Here is a 14,926-nt window from a genome sequence, read left to right as displayed (position 1 = left end):
TTGACTTTTAATCAATTGGTCGCAGGTTCGAATCCTGCACGACCCACCATCTCAATACTCAATCAAGTAAAACTCAGTCGGTTAGTAAAACCTCGACAAGCTGGTTGCAGGTTCAGGCCGAAGGCTAAATTCGTAGAATTTAAATCCTGCACGACCCACCATCTCAATACCCAATCAAGTAAAACTCAGTCGGTATCAATACCTCGACAAGCTGGTTACAGATTAGAATCATGCAGGGTAGCTGCTTTGCACTTAAAATAATATAAAGAAGAGGGAGATGCGAAGAAGGGGGGGGACGTTGTTACCATTATGAAAGTTTAACTTAACGCGAATCCGTTATGCTAAGTTAAACTTTAAGTTTAGGTGGTTAAATTATTTTAATTGTTGGCAGTTGATAGTTGATAGGCGCTCAATAAGATTCTTCCCTTTAGAAAATAATGCTTTGTATTCAGATGAAAGGTTAATAATATCATCTTGCCCAATTCCATTGGGAGGCGTTGAAATCCAATGTTGTCTTAGTTTCTCTGCACAAATAGCGATAATATGCTGTTCATTATTTGAACTTTCGTTGAATATGTTATTGAACGATTTGAATACACAATCGATATTTTTCTTTGTCATTATTTTTTTCGTTTCAACTTTTTGTTCTTCAGTTAAGTTTTCTGGCAGGTCTTCATCGCTTATTGTCATATCCAGATTCATTTCGACCATTCGGGTTTTTCTTGAGAATAAATCAAAGATTTCTTTAGCATAGGGAGGAATATTGGCTTGGTCTGCCCCTGAAGGGATCAGCATATAGTTAGACTCATTTGCAATTTCTTTACGACAGTCATCAAGAACTCGGCCATTTTCTTTGCTATCTTTATTGAACTTATCTGCAAAATAAGGTGCATGGAGAGAGACTTCATTAGGAGAGTCTGGTGAATTTGTTATGGCGCAGCATTTTAAAATCAATCCAATATCGTGTTTTGTTTTATCCAAAAATAATTCACGGATGCTTTTATCTGCAATCATAGCTTCGCAAGTCTTCTCTAAATTACCAGAGAAACCGCTGGTTAGTCCTTTTTCCATATACTCGAAAGAATCTAAGGCAGAATAGAGAGATACACTTGAAGATCGTAAATTACTATAGTCTTGCGAGTTAAAGTTAAAGGCAATTTTTTGGATTATTTCTGCGGGCAAGTTCGATATAGATAAAGCATTATCTAATAAGGGCGAGTTTTTATTTGCAGGGCTAGATGAGAGAGGGGGGAGAAATGTTGGGTTCGAGCTTTTTTGTGTATTAGTAAACATAAAATCCTCTTATTTGAGTTACAATAGCTTCGTGTAGTCATTGAGCGGGAGGGATATTAGCGTTTACCAAGTCAAAAAAATTTAAAAAATAAATGTAACTATTCTATTTAGTTGTTTTTTGATAGGAACATTTTTGTTGCATTACAGCTATGCTTAACTCTAATAAATAAGGCAAAAACAGCATTCCCTTGCTGCTTATTATTCAAAAATTACAATCCTTCAGGTAGCAATCCGTTATCTTGTAAAAAACCAATCACTAACTCTTGCATTTTTTCAGCCATATCATGCATATCGTCATAACCTTGTAGACTGGCGAGATCGTGACTGACCTCGGCAAAGCATTGCATTAAACACTGTAATGACAACGCGGCTTTCTCTGCTGTACCGCAATTAAAAATGGTTTCTAGCGCTTGAATATACTTTACTGGCATCCATTCATGGTATTTACGGCCTTTATACCAAACGTTTTCACCTTGGAGGGAAGCCAGATGCTCAATCAGCGTCAGAAAATACTGCTTCATATCTGCGCTTCGTGACCAGGCCACCCATAACTCATCGCGGGTTAATGCAATCGCTACTTGATGGGCTTCATGCCAAAAATCGGTAACAATCTCAGTAAATTCAGAAGGGCTCAAAGGGGAGGGTATTAACGCCGTGGTATTTGCATCATCAGGTAGACCATCAGTGATCCCTGTTTTATCTAATAAAACAGCAAAGCCCCGTGAGAATGTAGAGTCTAGACCTTCACGCTTCATTTTTTCTAGGCGCTCAGGCTCAGCAAAAGTGAAATCTACTTTGCGACCTTCTTCATAAATTACTAAGCAAGTGGGCCAATCAGGCGCATCATCTTCTAAGTTAAGTAAATGAATCGCGGCTAATGGTTTGCCAAAGTTATCAATCCAGTGCTTTTGTTGAAAGAGCTCTGTGACGCCATGGCCGATTAATTCAATATCAATATCAGAATAACGGTCGATATCTTGCTCACGAGCACGTGAACCGGTTAGTACTACGGCTTCAATTCTCGGGTCGAGTAGTGAAATAGAAATTATTTTATTTATTAACGATGCAGGTGATTCCATAACTGGCCCATTTAATATCACAGGATGCGCTAAGATACAGATAAAGTGCAGCAAAAGCGAAGCTTCAAGCGGAAAAAGAGTAGAAAAGGGAAAAGAATGTCTGAAAATACGCTTCAACAAGTGAAATGGATGGAGACTTATTAAACAAAGTGGAGTATCTTGTTTAGTATATAAAACAAAGATTGCTTTATTTTACGGCTTTAAGCTTAATTAAAGCTATAAAATCGCTTTATGCTAAACAGAGGCAAGAAATGAGCGTGTTTATCGATTTTGAACAGTCAGTTTACCCATTTCCACCCAAACCTGCGATATTAAGCTCGGATGAGAAAGCGTTTTATCGTGAGCAGATTAAATCACTGCTGATTGAAAAAAATGCCGTTATCGTTGCACATTACTATACCGATCCTGAAATTCAAGCTCTGGCTGAGGATACTGGCGGGTGTGTCGCAGACTCACTTGAAATGGCGCGTTTTGGGGCCAAGCATCCAGCATCAACATTGGTCGTTGCTGGGGTAAAGTTTATGGGCGAAACCGCCAAAATACTTAGTCCAGAAAAAAATGTTCTAATGCCTACACTAGACGCGCAATGCTCCCTTGATTTAGGTTGCCCAGAAGAGGAATTTATTCGCTTTTGCGATGCGCATCCCGATAGAACAGTGGTGGTGTATGCCAATACATCCGCGGCGGTAAAAGCACGAGCGGATTGGGTTGTCACATCCAGTATTGCCGTTGAATTAATCGAGCACTTAGATAGCCTCGGAGAGAAAATTATTTGGGCCCCTGATCGCCATCTCGGGCGCTATGTACAGCAACAAACTGGCGCAGATATTTTGTGCTGGGAAGGGGCGTGTATTGTACATGATGAGTTTAAAACGCAGTCTTTAGAAAAAATGAAAGCGCTTTACCCTGAAGCCGCGGTGCTAGTTCACCCTGAATCACCTCAAGCTATTGTCGAACTTGCTGATGCCGTGGGTTCCACAAGCCAATTAATTAAAGCAGCGCAAAGTTTGCCGAACCCATCGATGATTGTGGCCACGGATAAAGGCATTTTCTATAAAATGCAGCAAGCGTGCCCAGAAAAGGCTTTATACATTGCACCTACAGCAGGAGAAGGGGCAACATGCCGAACTTGTGCCCATTGCCCTTGGATGGCGATGAATGGCTTAAAAGCGATTGCAGGGGCATTAGAAGGGAACTCTAATAACCATCAAATACATGTCAGTGATGATTTACGTAAAAAAGCGTTATTACCACTGAATAAAATGCTAGATTTTGCACAGAGTCTAAAATAAAAATAATCGTGTTATCAAAAGAAGTACTGAGCAATACAACATTGACTAACATTTAAAAGGGTTTCGGGATGGATTTTTTTAGTACAGCCAATACGTTAGTGCAAATCCCACTTTGGGGTTCAGTGTATGATTTATCGTATATTGAGGCCGTGGGGACAATCGCGGGTTTGCTTTGCATTTTACTGGCAAGCTTAGAAAAAACGATTAATTATCTGTTTGGTTTAATCAACGTTTCTTTGTTTGCTGTTATTTTCTTTCAAATTCAATTGTATGCGAACTTACTTTTACAGATATTTTTCTTTGTTGCCAATATCTATGGTTGGTATGCATGGAGCCGTGTGACCAGTTCTCAACAAGCGGAATTAAAAATTCGCTGGTTAAGCTTACCAAAAGCCTCTGTCACGCTCGTACTTTCCGTATTAGTGGTGCTCTATCTTACTTTTAACATTGATGCGGTATTTGGCGTTCTTGCAACTTGGGCTGTTGAGATCTTGAATCTGTTTGGTGCCAATTTAGCGATGCCAATCATAGAGCCTGATGCATTCCCGTTCTGGGATTCTGCAATGACTGTCCTTTCTGTGGTTGCGATGATTTTAATGACGCGCAAATACGTTGAAAACTGGCTGCTTTGGGTGATCATCAATGTGATAAGCATTGTGATTTTCTTTATCCAAGGGGTGTATGCAATGTCGTTGGAATATCTGATTTTGCTGGGTATCGCCTTAAACGGCTCTCGACTTTGGATAAAATCAGCAAAAGAGAATGGCTCAGTGCCTTTGTCTCGCCCATAGACTGAAAAAAAACAGAAAACGGCTAAAGTAACATCCTCGTTATTTAGCCGTTTTACTTATTTTTAACACTGCAAAATGTGAATTTGGCCTATTTATTGTGCTGGATATCTCTATTTCACCTCATTTTATAATCAGCCGTGAATAAACCCCTTGTTTCTGCGTGCGTTTGGCTGTTTACAGATGTTCGCTGAACGGTTAGATTAAAAATTCGATGCCGATTATCTTTTAAGTTATCAATTCATCTTTAAAGCGCTGTGAGGGAATTTACAGGCGATTTTTGCGCGCTAACTTGAGATAAAAAAGGTATGCAACTCAACAACAGTAAAAAATAATAAACATTGGATATACAGGTATGAACTATCAGAACGATGACGTCAGAATAAAACAAATAAAAGAATTATTACCCCCTATTGCTCTGCTTGAAAAATTTCCAGCAACCGATAAAGCTGCGTTTACCGTTCATGAAGCACGCCTTGCTATTCATAATATTTTAGCGGGTAAAGATGACCGCCTTGTGGTGGTGATTGGCCCATGTTCGATTCATGACACCAAAGCTGCACTTGAGTATGCGGAACGTTTAGCTCCGTTACGTGAAGAATTAAAAGATTCGTTAGAAATCGTTATGCGAGTCTATTTTGAAAAACCACGTACAACGGTTGGTTGGAAAGGCTTAATTAATGACCCTCGTATGGATCATAGCTTTGATATCAACGAAGGCTTGCGTATTGCGCGTGAATTGTTATTAACGATTAATAACCAAGGCTTACCAACTGCGGGTGAGTTTTTGGATGTGATTAGCCCACAATATGTTGCTGACTTAATGAGCTGGGGGGCAATTGGCGCACGTACGACTGAGTCGCAAATTCACCGCGAACTAGCGTCAGGCCTGTCTTGCCCTGTTGGTTTTAAAAATGGGACAGATGGCACCATTAAAATTGCCATTGATGCGATTAACTCTGCGCGTTCCGCTCACTGTTTCTTATCTGTGACGAAATGGGGGCATTCAGCCATCGTCAACACAGGCGGTAACCCTGATTGCCATATTATTTTACGTGGTGGTAAAGAGCCAAATTACAGTGCTAAACATGTGAAAGAAGTGCGTGAAGGCTTAGAAAAAGCAGGCTTAGTGCCAAGCATTATGATTGATTTTAGCCATGCCAACAGCTGTAAAAAATTCGAAAAACAGATGGAAGTGGCGACAGATGTCAGCGAACAAATTAGCAATGGCGACCGCTCAATTACGGGTATTATGATTGAAAGTAATTTGGTTGAAGGTAACCAAAACTTAGAGTCAGGCGAACCATTAGTGTACGGTAAAAGTGTCACTGATGCGTGTATCGGTTGGGCAGATACTGAAAAAGTGTTACGTCAATTATCCGATGCAGTGATTGCTCGTCGCAATAAATAAATATATTTATATCTAAAAAGCCAATTCATTAAATGAGTTGGCTTTTTTATTTTGTGCTTTTTAATCTATGTATCAAATATTATGTTTAAAACAAATGGTTTTAATATTATTTATTTCAAAACTAAATTTGTTTTTGGTTTTTATTTGGTATATTTTAATTTCTCGCATTTTTAAGATTTTATTATTTTAAATAATCTAATTTATTTGGATTTTCATTACACCAACCAACATGGTTTAAAGGGACTTAAATGAATAACAATGATATAAACTATCAAGTTAAGCTGATTGATGATAGTCATTACCTTAAAGAGAAAATAAATTTCTTTTTGAAGATTAAAAAGGAGCATAACGAAAAAACATCTGAGTATTTTAAGGTTGATTCACCTGTTAATTTCATCAATAATTTTATTTATTCACCTAAAACTGAAACATTGAAATACAGCTATGCAATGAATCGTTATATAACAAAAGTAGATGATATAAATTCAAAATTTGAGCTATTTCAAAAAAGTTATGAGGTTTACCTCAATGACAGAACACAAAGTCACTATGAGTCATTGAAGGCTCTGTATGAGGGTGTTGAATACCAGTCTATTGATTATCCTAGATATAATCCTTATGTGCAACGAATCGGAAGAAGATTAAACACTGAAAATAATAAAGATATGCAAGCATTGGAAGGAGAAACTCGCCAACTTAATCATGAGCTTAAAGGCATAAAAAATATTATTGATGATATGATGGAGACGGTTGAGTTATTCGAAATTCAAGGTATTTATGATGGGAAAGATTATATTAAAGATTCTGATTACGCAAAAGAGATGAAAGGTATATGTGAAGGGTTTATTGAAGCTAAAAAAGAAATGTTAAATAATAAATCGCATGGCTTTTCAGATGATGATATTAAGTTGGTGAAAATGGATATTCTTTATTATGAAAATAAAAATAAAGAATATTTAAAGTTTATTGAAATGGTAGAGGGTGTAATTAAAAATGAAATTACTAAAAAAAGCCCCCCTGAACTAAATGAAATTAAAGCATTGAATAATAGCCGGCTAGATATATTAACGAATTTAATAGCGAGCTCTCAGGTAGTAAGTTTGAATACAATAGTAAAAGATAAAAAAATAGGGAGTGCAATTACAGACTTTTTCTTTTCAAATCAACAGAGGGTATAACCTAAACTTGGCTAAACCCCTGCCAGTTAAGTGACTGGTAGGGGGGATTAGCAAAATTATTTTGGAATATGGTTTAAAAAAGCCTCAAGCTTCTCTTTCTCTTCTGGTGTCGCATTTGCAGGGGTTGCCGTTAATTGCAAAACGCCTTCTGTAGTTTGCACATCAAAGAATACTTTCCCTTTCTCGCCTTTCACATAAGTGACATCTTTTAGTGGAATGCGATAACAATACGCAAAAATATTCGGGCGAATATAAAACTGGGCATCTTTAACGGCTAAGTAGAGGTTATCACTGGCTTTTTTGCCAAAGTAACCAAGGAAAATGGTCAGGACAAACAAAAACATACCTAGACTTTGGCTCAGTAAAATAAAGGCAATACTGATAATACCGAGGGAGATCACGACAATACGGTTATTGCGTTTATTAAATTCAATTTTTTGTGTAAAACCGATATTGAGGCTAGTATCAAATGGCTCTAATTGGCGATAACGCCAGCGTGTAGCCGAAAAAATCATTCCCATGGCAAATACAATGGTAATTGGCATCAATGCAACGCTACTGATAATCGCTAAAACAATAGAAAGTTTAGGCTTATAGGCCAGCACCATCATACTGACAATTTGAATTGGGAAGCTAACACAAGCAATGATCATTAAGGTTTTCATGAGTTCATGATTAGCCGCGCCGTTTGAACCATCAATAACCAGCTCCCCTGCATTGATCATATACAGAAGCGAGCCTAAAATACTGGCGCTGAGGACTAAACCTACCCAAACATAGAGATTAAATTTATTCATTTCGTTGTTTTATCAACCTTTCAAAAAATTTTCCCTATGATAGTCGGTTATTGGGTTTTCTGACACCTTGAGTTCGTGTTTTTTATGAAGAGGAGAATTATGGGCAATAAAAAAGGCTAAGCTTTCGCTTAACCTTTTATCAGCAAAATAAAGTGAATACTTACTTCGCTTTACCTTGGTTCGCTACCGCAGCTTGTTTTGCAGCGATTTCGTCTTGGTTACCTAAATAGTAACGTTTGATTGGTTTCATGTTTTCATCGAACTCATAAACCATCGGTACCGCTGTTGGGATGTTCAGGTTCAGAATTTCATCTTCACCCATATTATCCAGGTATTTGACCAGCGCACGCAGTGAGTTACCGTGTGCTGCAATAATCACTTTCTCACCGCTTTCAACGCGTGGCTTGATCACTTCTTCCCAATAAGGAACAACACGGTCGATAGTGGTTGCTAAGCTTTCAGTTACAGGTAATTCGCTTTCTGACAGTTTTGCGTAGCGTGGGTCGTGACCTGGGTAACGCTCATCATCTTTAGTCAGATCTGGAGGAGTGATTGCGAAACCACGACGCCACAGTTTCACTTGCTCGTCACCGTATTTTGCCGCAGTTTCTGATTTGTCTAAGCCTTGCAGAGCACCATAATGACGCTCATTCAGTTTCCAGCTTTTTTCAACTGGCAGCCATTGCTGTTCAACTTGATCAAGAATGTTCCACAGAGTATGGATAGCACGTTTTAGAACAGAAGTGTATGCAAAATCAAAGACAAAGCCTTCATCTTTCAGTAACTGGCCTGCTACTTTCGCTTCTTCGCGGCCTTTATCTGACAGTTCTACATCAGTCCAACCAGTGAAGCGGTTTTCTTTGTTCCACTCACTTTCACCGTGTCTTACTAAAACCAGTTTAGTTACAGCCATAGCTAAAACTCCTATCAGTACATTCAAATTAAAAATGAATCATTGCTGGGTTACATTATAGGGATAGTCATCTCGAACGCTAGTAGCAACTTGCGTTTTATCTAAACCAAATCAAAAAACTCACGGTCAAAGAAATTTTTATGTGAAAATTTGGTTTAAAAGTGATTTTCCTGTCTGTTTATTGCCCAGTTACCATTTTTACAGGATAAGTAAAAAATAACAGATGCCCCAAATTTAACCCGAAGTGAATCGATACAGCAAGCCATAATTTACCACTCCACATCCAAGTGAGACCATAAATTAACCCTGCAAGGGTGGCAAAGAGGATTAATAATGGACCGCCCGCAAAATGTAAGCCCCCAAATAAGAGCGCAGTGAGTATTAATGCAAGGTAGGGAGATCCTAACCATTGGCCAAGGCGTTGCTGTAAATAACCTCGAAATAGGGCTTCTTCAGCTAAAGAGACAAACAGCAAATTGCACAAGACAAAAGCGGGCAACCAAGTAGGTAAATGCCATTCAAATCCTAATCCTCCTGCAAGTGTGGCGATAATTAGTAGGACAGGAACAGAAAGGAGCAATAAGCACCATTGTAAAGAGGATGCCGTTTTTGTAGGGGATGAAATAAATAGAGTCGGTAAACACGCGAATAAGATAAAAGGGATTAAGGCTTTATCAAAATTAAAGTACATAGTAAAGGGCGCACTTTGCTCACCAACGACGGTTTTATCCAAATATTTTAAGTTATTAAACCCTGGAAAAATATGAATAAACAGCCCAATAGCACAAGCAACTAACACAATTTCACTGGCTATCTTTAAAAATAGCCTGTTTTGATAGCGCAGATGAATGAAAGCAACGACAGCGATAAAAGTAAGAATTAAGAGAGCGAACCCACTGATAATCCCAGTTATTGTTGCTGTGATTATGGCAATAAGCAGTAGTAATAATGAAACTAACCGATGTGTCGCGAGTGTTGCAAGTGAGGAGGCCAATATCAACCAAGCCATAAATCATACCTATATTTATATATAAATTATTTAAGAGCGGCAGAGTTTACCGATTTTTAATCAATTCCCTAACGAAAAAGGTGGGCACTATTCTACATGGTTATTAATATCAATAAATTAGGGGTTGTTTTTATTATTAATCACTAGATTGAATTAGCCAATAGGCTGAGTTCCTATTGGCAAAATGAGACGAATTTAAAGCTCTTCAATATCGTAGCGATATTTTCCGTTTTCAGGGACGAACGTTAGCCGATGAGTAATACAGGCTGGTGCATCTTCTTGATGGTGGGTGACAAATAGCAGCTGAGTGTTGCCTTGCTTGAGCATCACATCAATAAAGCGTAGAACAAGTAATCGGTTCAGGCCATCAAGCCCTTGAAGTGGCTCATCTAAAATTAGCATCGCTGGGTGTTTGACAAGTGCCCGTGCAATTAATACTAACCGTTGTTGACCCCATGAAAGACTATGAAAAGGTTGTTGTGCCGTTTGGGTTGGGAACCCCAACAGCGCTAACCATTCATATGCTAATTGTATCTGTCGGTCTGATGGTGTTTGGTATAAACCGATTGAATCATGGAAGCCTGAAATGATTACATTCAGCACGCTAGTAGCAACGCGGTATTCTTGGTGAATGCTATTACTCACATAACCGATATGACGCTTGATGTCCCAAATAGTTTCTCCACTGCCGCGGCGGCGACCAAATAAGGTTAAGTCATTGCTGTAACCTTGGGGGTGATCTCCCGTGATTAAGCTTAATAAGGTGGATTTTCCCGCGCCATTTTCACCGATAATTTGCCAATGCTCACCGGGGTTAACATGCCAAGTTAACCTATGCAGAATCGGTTTGTCGTTATAACTGATAACACCATTATTTAACACGATACGAGGCGTCGTATCATCCAGTTTTTCATCGTGTGTTGGGTCTTCCGTTTCTGGAATGGCAAGCTGTTTAATTTTTTCACTGTGCTGTAACTGGCTGATTAGGGTGTTAGCAAGTACTGACTCTCTGTCACCAGACATTGTTAATTTACAATCAGCGACCACCCCCATATTTTCAATATAATCAGGAAGTTCATCAAAGCGGTTTAACACCAAGACGATTGTGAGCCCTTTTTCAGACAAACTGTAGAGTAGTTCACTTAAGTTACTCCGTGAATAGACGTCTAATCCATCAAAAGGCTCATCTAAGATTAATAGGTCGGGATTACCCATTAGTGTTTGGCAGAGCAGAACTTTCCGCGTTTCCCCTGTCGACAGATATTTAAAGCGGCGAGACAGCAAATCACGAATGCCAAACCGGGTGGCGAGCTCTAGGCAATATTCATTGTCTTGATGGTTTAATTGAATGATTTCAGCAGCAGTATAACCCGTGTCCTCCTCATCATCACTGAGAAGGTCTGTATTATTGCGTTGCCACTCTTCGCTAATGATTTTTTGTAGTTGTTCAAACGAAAGGCGAACAGGGGAGTTAAAGGTATTTTTGACAACTCCAGAAAGCGGTTTGAGTTCATTAGACAGAACACGCGCCAGTGAGGATTTACCACTGCCATTAGAACCAATAAATGCCCAGCTTTCACCCTTATTAATATTGAGTTGTTGAATATCAAGTGTTTGCGTTTCGCTGAGCTTAAAGCTGCTATGTTGTATTGTTATTGAGCTCATTAAGCTTCCTTATCATGAATATTTACCTTGTCACCTAACAGAAATAATCAGGATTGGGGATAAAGTCAACAACTGAGCAAGGGAGGCGAGAAAAAAAGGTGAATGCTTACTTACTTTCTCAAGCAAGTAAGCGGATTAATTTAGCAAAGGGTAGCAACAATCACTTGGTCTGCATTGAAAAGCGCGGTAATCGTATCGTTAACTTGCAAAGATTGCGCATCAACATCACTATTTGGCAGGGTTGAGCAAAGCGTTTCACCACCAGTTAGCGTAACAATTACTTCGCTATTATCTTTACCGCGTTCTAGTGTAGTGATTTTGCCTTCAAGGCGGTTATCGAACTCAGTTTGGTTTGGTTGCTTACTGAGCTTAACCCAAGGGGCTTTTATTAATGCGAGCACTTCTTTGCCTTCGACTAACCCTAAACGGTTAGCACTTTGCTCAGTTAGCGCGGCATTGATCACCGTATTGTTATCCGCTAAACGGATTTGCACGTGTTGTTGAACGTGAGTATGGTCACGAGCAATCAAAGTGCCGAAAAACTGGTTACGTGCACTGGTTTGCAGTGAAAAGCGTGAAATTGCGGCAAGTAGGCTATCAAGGGGGAGACTGTCTTCTTTGAGAACATCAAAGGCTTTCTGTTGAATTTGTGCTAATAAATCATATAGCTGGAGCAGTCTTTCACCGTAATGAGTTAATGTGGTGCCGCCACCGCCTTTTCCGCCAGTTGCGCGGTCAACCAGGATATCATCAGTGAGTTGGTTCATCTCATTGATAGCATCCCAAGCACTTTTATAACTGATACCTGCGAGTTTGGCACCTTGGCTGATAGAACCTGTCGCTTTAATTTGTTTGAGTAGCGCGATACGGCGTGGATCAGCAAATAAACTGCCTTGCAATTTAAGTGTGAGTAAAATTTCTGCCTGCATATTTTTCTCCCTTCCGGCTCGGTTGGTGGTGACAGAGTTAAAAAGCACGTTTAGTATGTCGTTAGTATAATATTTTGTCTAAAATAGTCTGCATTATAACGCTATTATGCGTTATTATTTTGATTTGATTTATAATCATTGTGTTTATAATAGATGTATTGAGAGTCGAATTTTCCCTCGTCAGCGTATCTTGTAGGCTGGTGGGTACAGTATCACTGAAGAGGCTTTTTTATGTTAGAACTCATTAAAAGTTTAGGTTTCGCTCTGATGATGGTTCCCGTTGTGATGTTTTTAATCATGGGCTTGATTTACGGCTTAGGCGCATTCTTTAACTTGCTGTCTAAAGCGCACGTACCCCATCATCATAACACTGAGAACAAGTAACGCTTAGCGAGTACAGTTCGAATTGATCATAGACCCCTTGATTGTTAATTCAATCAGGGGGTTTTTATTTTGAAAGCGTAGTGATGGCTATTTTTGATAAGCATCATCATAGTAGGCTGAAAACAGTTGACGGCGGCTCTGGATATTAAACTGGGCTTGTTCCTCTGCTGTTTTTTTAGCAAAATCTTCGTGAAATTCTTCAAGCGTTTTAACAGGGCTTTGTTGTTGGTTTTCAGTGAGTTGTTTTATTGCTTCAAGGACAAATAACCCGCAGCCATTGGGCACATTTTGTTGAATGTTGCCTTCAATATAAGTGATATCTTTTTTATCAACACCAGCTTTTTCTGCTGCAAACGCGATTTCCTTTCGAATATCATCGCTAAGGTTATCGTACGAATTAAATATGGCGCATTTTACGACATTGTTTGATGGAGTCTGTTGACGTGTTGCAGGGTAAAGTGCAAATAAAATCCAGTGATTGTTATTCACATTGAGAGGGAATAACTCCAATTGGTTCGATGGGATGCCACTCTTTATTTTTTCTTCAATTATTTCTCCCAGTAAATTAGCCTCTCCTTGAGTTAGGCCTATCGCGCAATTGACCGTCACATTATCTGGCAAAATTTCTGTATTTTTATTTACAGGATCAATTTCATCGTTTGTGGTCATTCGTTCTAGGGAGAATAGATTAGTCTCTTCTAATGGGTATCTGTCTGGCTTTAAATGTTCTTTATTTATAAATTGGCTCGTTAGGTTCGGCTCATTTGGTATTGAACCGATAATGTATAATAGTTTCGAGGGTTTACTGAATTTTTCTTTACTGATGGGTAACTGAGAAAGCACTTTACAGGCTTCTTGTATTTCATTAACTACCTTTTCTGATGTGGGTTGTTTACCACTAAATAAGTCATAGAGAATATTTTCTGCTTTTTCACCTGATGGGTCTTTGCGTAATGCAATATTAAGCAGTGCATCAATACTATTGAGCTCTCCACTTGCTGCGGAATCGCCAAGTAACTCTAAGAGCGTAAAATCGATATTGTCATTAAATAATGCGTCAAAGCATTGTGGGCTCAAACCACAAATGGGTTCTTTTCTTATTTGAATGGGTGATGATGAAATTACCGCCATATTATCCCCTGTATCGATAGAGTTATGAAAAATCATGATGAAAATATTCAAATATTCACAGATTATGCCGATAAAAATACAGGATAAATAAATTGCCAACTATACAAAAACGATGAAATGGTAAGAGCAGAGAATTAACCTTTTTTTTAACGTTTTACGATAAGGTGCAGCAAAATTGCATCATTTCTTGAGCCAGCACACTTTTATACGTAGTTTAACTTTAAGTTATCGCTGTGTCCTGATATATATAGCGTGTTAACTAATACTATGGTGGATTAAAATGAAAAAAGGTTTGGTATCTCTTCTTGCGGGTGCAACATTAACGTTAACCATGGCAAGCAACAGCTTTGCCGCTGATAAAATTACCGTTTTCGCTGCTGCCTCTTTAACTAACGCGCTGAACGAAATTTCAGAACAATACAAAAAAGAATCCAATGTAGAAGTGGTAGCATCTTATGCATCGTCTTCAACATTAGCCCGTCAAATTGAACAAGGGGCGCCTGCTAATCTGTTTATTTCTGCTGACCAACAGTGGATGGATTACGCTATTGATAAAAAATTAATGGTCGAAAATACGCGCTACACCTTATTAGGTAATGAGCTAGTATTGATCGCACCAAAAGATTCAAAAATTGATAAAGTCGAAATTAATAAACAAACAGATTGGAAAAAACTGTTGGATGGTGGCCGTTTAGCCGTGGGTGACCCTGATCACGTGCCAGTCGGTATCTATGCGAAAGAAGCATTAGGTAACCTAGGTGCATGGGAAACTGTTGATCCATTATTAGCGCGTACCAATAACGTGCGTAGTGGTATGGCACTGGTTGAACGCCAAGAAGCCCCTTTAGGCATTGTGTATGGCTCTGATGCAGTTGCAAGCCAAAAAGTAAAAGTTGTGGGTATTTTCCCAGCAGATTCACATAAACCTGTTGAATACCCAATGGCTATCGTTAAAGATCAAGACAATAAAGCAACTCGTGACTACTACGAATACCTGAAAACCCCAGCGGCTTCTGAAGTGTTCAAACGTTACGGTTTTGATCCACGTACTAAATAA

Annotated in this window: 14 protein-coding genes; 6 read left to right on the top strand and 8 right to left on the bottom strand. The window is 39.0% G+C overall.

The genetic code is table 11. From position 1 onward, the window contains the following. Window positions 1-372: 372 nt before the first annotated feature. The gene (locus ABWP91_RS11155) at window positions 373-1,293 is read right to left on the bottom strand and encodes a hypothetical protein (protein WP_353243346.1); all 921 of its coding nucleotides are present in this window, start codon (window positions 1,291-1,293) and stop codon (window positions 373-375) included. Window positions 1,294-1,502: 209 nt separating this feature from the next. After that, window positions 1,503-2,372, bottom strand: a complete 870-nt coding sequence (locus ABWP91_RS11150; RefSeq protein WP_353243345.1) for an aminoglycoside 6-adenylyltransferase — start codon at window positions 2,370-2,372, stop codon at window positions 1,503-1,505. A 251-nt stretch (window positions 2,373-2,623) separates the two neighbouring features. On the opposite strand from ABWP91_RS11150, the gene nadA reads away from it, so the two are divergent. The 4 genes from nadA (at window position 2,624) to ABWP91_RS11130 (ending at window position 7,041) form a co-directional block, all read left to right on the top strand. After that, window positions 2,624-3,664: a quinolinate synthase NadA gene (nadA, locus tag ABWP91_RS11145; protein ID WP_353243344.1), complete on the top strand. Its 1,041-nt coding sequence runs from the start codon at window positions 2,624-2,626 to the stop codon at window positions 3,662-3,664. Between the two features lie 68 nt (window positions 3,665-3,732). Then, the gene (gene pnuC / locus ABWP91_RS11140) at window positions 3,733-4,455 is read left to right on the top strand and encodes a nicotinamide riboside transporter PnuC (protein ID WP_353243343.1); all 723 of its coding nucleotides are present in this window, start codon (window positions 3,733-3,735) and stop codon (window positions 4,453-4,455) included. A 352-nt stretch (window positions 4,456-4,807) separates the two neighbouring features. Then, window positions 4,808-5,863 carry a 3-deoxy-7-phosphoheptulonate synthase AroG gene (aroG, locus tag ABWP91_RS11135; RefSeq protein ID WP_219244286.1) on the top strand — a complete coding sequence of 352 codons (1,056 nt, stop codon included), beginning with the start codon at window positions 4,808-4,810 and terminating at the stop codon, window positions 5,861-5,863. Between the two features lie 248 nt (window positions 5,864-6,111). After that, window positions 6,112-7,041, top strand: coding sequence for a hypothetical protein (locus ABWP91_RS11130; RefSeq protein ID WP_353243342.1), 930 nt, complete (start codon window positions 6,112-6,114; stop codon window positions 7,039-7,041). A gap of 56 nt (window positions 7,042-7,097) precedes the next feature. On the opposite strand, the gene ABWP91_RS11125 is transcribed toward ABWP91_RS11130, so the two are convergent. From ABWP91_RS11125 to modE, 5 genes are all read right to left on the bottom strand, one after another. Further along, complete coding sequence (locus tag ABWP91_RS11125) at window positions 7,098-7,838, bottom strand: hypothetical protein (RefSeq protein ID WP_353243341.1); 741 nt, start codon at window positions 7,836-7,838, stop codon at window positions 7,098-7,100. 160 nt (window positions 7,839-7,998) lie between these two features. Beyond that, a complete protein-coding gene (gpmA, locus tag ABWP91_RS11120; RefSeq protein WP_353243340.1) occupies window positions 7,999-8,751 on the bottom strand; it encodes a 2,3-diphosphoglycerate-dependent phosphoglycerate mutase in 753 nt (250 codons plus the stop codon). 178 nt (window positions 8,752-8,929) lie between these two features. Further along, window positions 8,930-9,760: a CPBP family intramembrane glutamic endopeptidase gene (locus ABWP91_RS11115; RefSeq protein WP_353243339.1), complete on the bottom strand. Its 831-nt coding sequence runs from the start codon at window positions 9,758-9,760 to the stop codon at window positions 8,930-8,932. 195 nt (window positions 9,761-9,955) lie between these two features. Next, window positions 9,956-11,425: a molybdate ABC transporter ATP-binding protein ModF gene (modF, locus tag ABWP91_RS11110; protein ID WP_353243338.1), complete on the bottom strand. Its 1,470-nt coding sequence runs from the start codon at window positions 11,423-11,425 to the stop codon at window positions 9,956-9,958. A gap of 140 nt (window positions 11,426-11,565) precedes the next feature. Continuing rightward, window positions 11,566-12,354, bottom strand: a complete 789-nt coding sequence (gene modE, locus ABWP91_RS11105; protein WP_353243337.1) for a molybdenum-dependent transcriptional regulator — start codon at window positions 12,352-12,354, stop codon at window positions 11,566-11,568. A 231-nt stretch (window positions 12,355-12,585) separates the two neighbouring features. On the opposite strand from modE, the gene ABWP91_RS11100 reads away from it, so the two are divergent. Next, the gene (locus ABWP91_RS11100) at window positions 12,586-12,738 is read left to right on the top strand and encodes an AcrZ family multidrug efflux pump-associated protein (RefSeq protein WP_004256731.1); all 153 of its coding nucleotides are present in this window, start codon (window positions 12,586-12,588) and stop codon (window positions 12,736-12,738) included. Window positions 12,739-12,825: 87 nt separating this feature from the next. On the opposite strand, the gene ABWP91_RS11095 is transcribed toward ABWP91_RS11100, so the two are convergent. Then, window positions 12,826-13,869: an ElaD/SseL family deubiquitinase gene (locus ABWP91_RS11095; protein ID WP_353243336.1), complete on the bottom strand. Its 1,044-nt coding sequence runs from the start codon at window positions 13,867-13,869 to the stop codon at window positions 12,826-12,828. A gap of 280 nt (window positions 13,870-14,149) precedes the next feature. Between ABWP91_RS11095 and modA the strand changes: the two genes are divergently transcribed. Next, window positions 14,150-14,926 carry a molybdate ABC transporter substrate-binding protein gene (gene modA / locus ABWP91_RS11090; protein WP_502935808.1) on the top strand — a complete coding sequence of 259 codons (777 nt, stop codon included), beginning with the start codon at window positions 14,150-14,152 and terminating at the stop codon, window positions 14,924-14,926.

This window comes from Providencia sp., from assembly GCF_040396775.1.
GTDB lineage: Bacteria > Pseudomonadota > Gammaproteobacteria > Enterobacterales > Enterobacteriaceae > Providencia.
The sequence above is the reverse complement of the archived record's forward strand: the minus strand, read 5'-3'. Positions and strand labels throughout refer to the sequence as shown.

Excerpts from the sequence above, each read along its gene's own strand:
- modF (WP_353243338.1), bottom strand. The coding sequence starts at position 11,425 with ATGAGCTCAATAACAATACAACATAGCAGCTTTAAGCTCAGCGAAACG.
- ABWP91_RS11155 (WP_353243346.1), bottom strand. The coding sequence starts at position 1,293 with ATGTTTACTAATACACAAAAAAGCTCGAACCCAACATTTCTCCCCCCT.
- ABWP91_RS11115 (WP_353243339.1), bottom strand. The coding sequence starts at position 9,760 with ATGGCTTGGTTGATATTGGCCTCCTCACTTGCAACACTCGCGACACAT.
- modE (WP_353243337.1), bottom strand. The coding sequence starts at position 12,354 with ATGCAGGCAGAAATTTTACTCACACTTAAATTGCAAGGCAGTTTATTT.
- ABWP91_RS11150 (WP_353243345.1), bottom strand. The coding sequence starts at position 2,372 with ATGGAATCACCTGCATCGTTAATAAATAAAATAATTTCTATTTCACTA.
- ABWP91_RS11100 (WP_004256731.1), top strand. The coding sequence starts at position 12,586 with ATGTTAGAACTCATTAAAAGTTTAGGTTTCGCTCTGATGATGGTTCCC.
- ABWP91_RS11130 (WP_353243342.1), top strand. The coding sequence starts at position 6,112 with ATGAATAACAATGATATAAACTATCAAGTTAAGCTGATTGATGATAGT.
- aroG (WP_219244286.1), top strand. The coding sequence starts at position 4,808 with ATGAACTATCAGAACGATGACGTCAGAATAAAACAAATAAAAGAATTA.
- modA (WP_502935808.1), top strand. The coding sequence starts at position 14,150 with ATGAAAAAAGGTTTGGTATCTCTTCTTGCGGGTGCAACATTAACGTTA.
- nadA (WP_353243344.1), top strand. The coding sequence starts at position 2,624 with ATGAGCGTGTTTATCGATTTTGAACAGTCAGTTTACCCATTTCCACCC.
- ABWP91_RS11125 (WP_353243341.1), bottom strand. The coding sequence starts at position 7,838 with ATGAATAAATTTAATCTCTATGTTTGGGTAGGTTTAGTCCTCAGCGCC.
- pnuC (WP_353243343.1), top strand. The coding sequence starts at position 3,733 with ATGGATTTTTTTAGTACAGCCAATACGTTAGTGCAAATCCCACTTTGG.
- ABWP91_RS11095 (WP_353243336.1), bottom strand. The coding sequence starts at position 13,869 with ATGGCGGTAATTTCATCATCACCCATTCAAATAAGAAAAGAACCCATT.
- gpmA (WP_353243340.1), bottom strand. The coding sequence starts at position 8,751 with ATGGCTGTAACTAAACTGGTTTTAGTAAGACACGGTGAAAGTGAGTGG.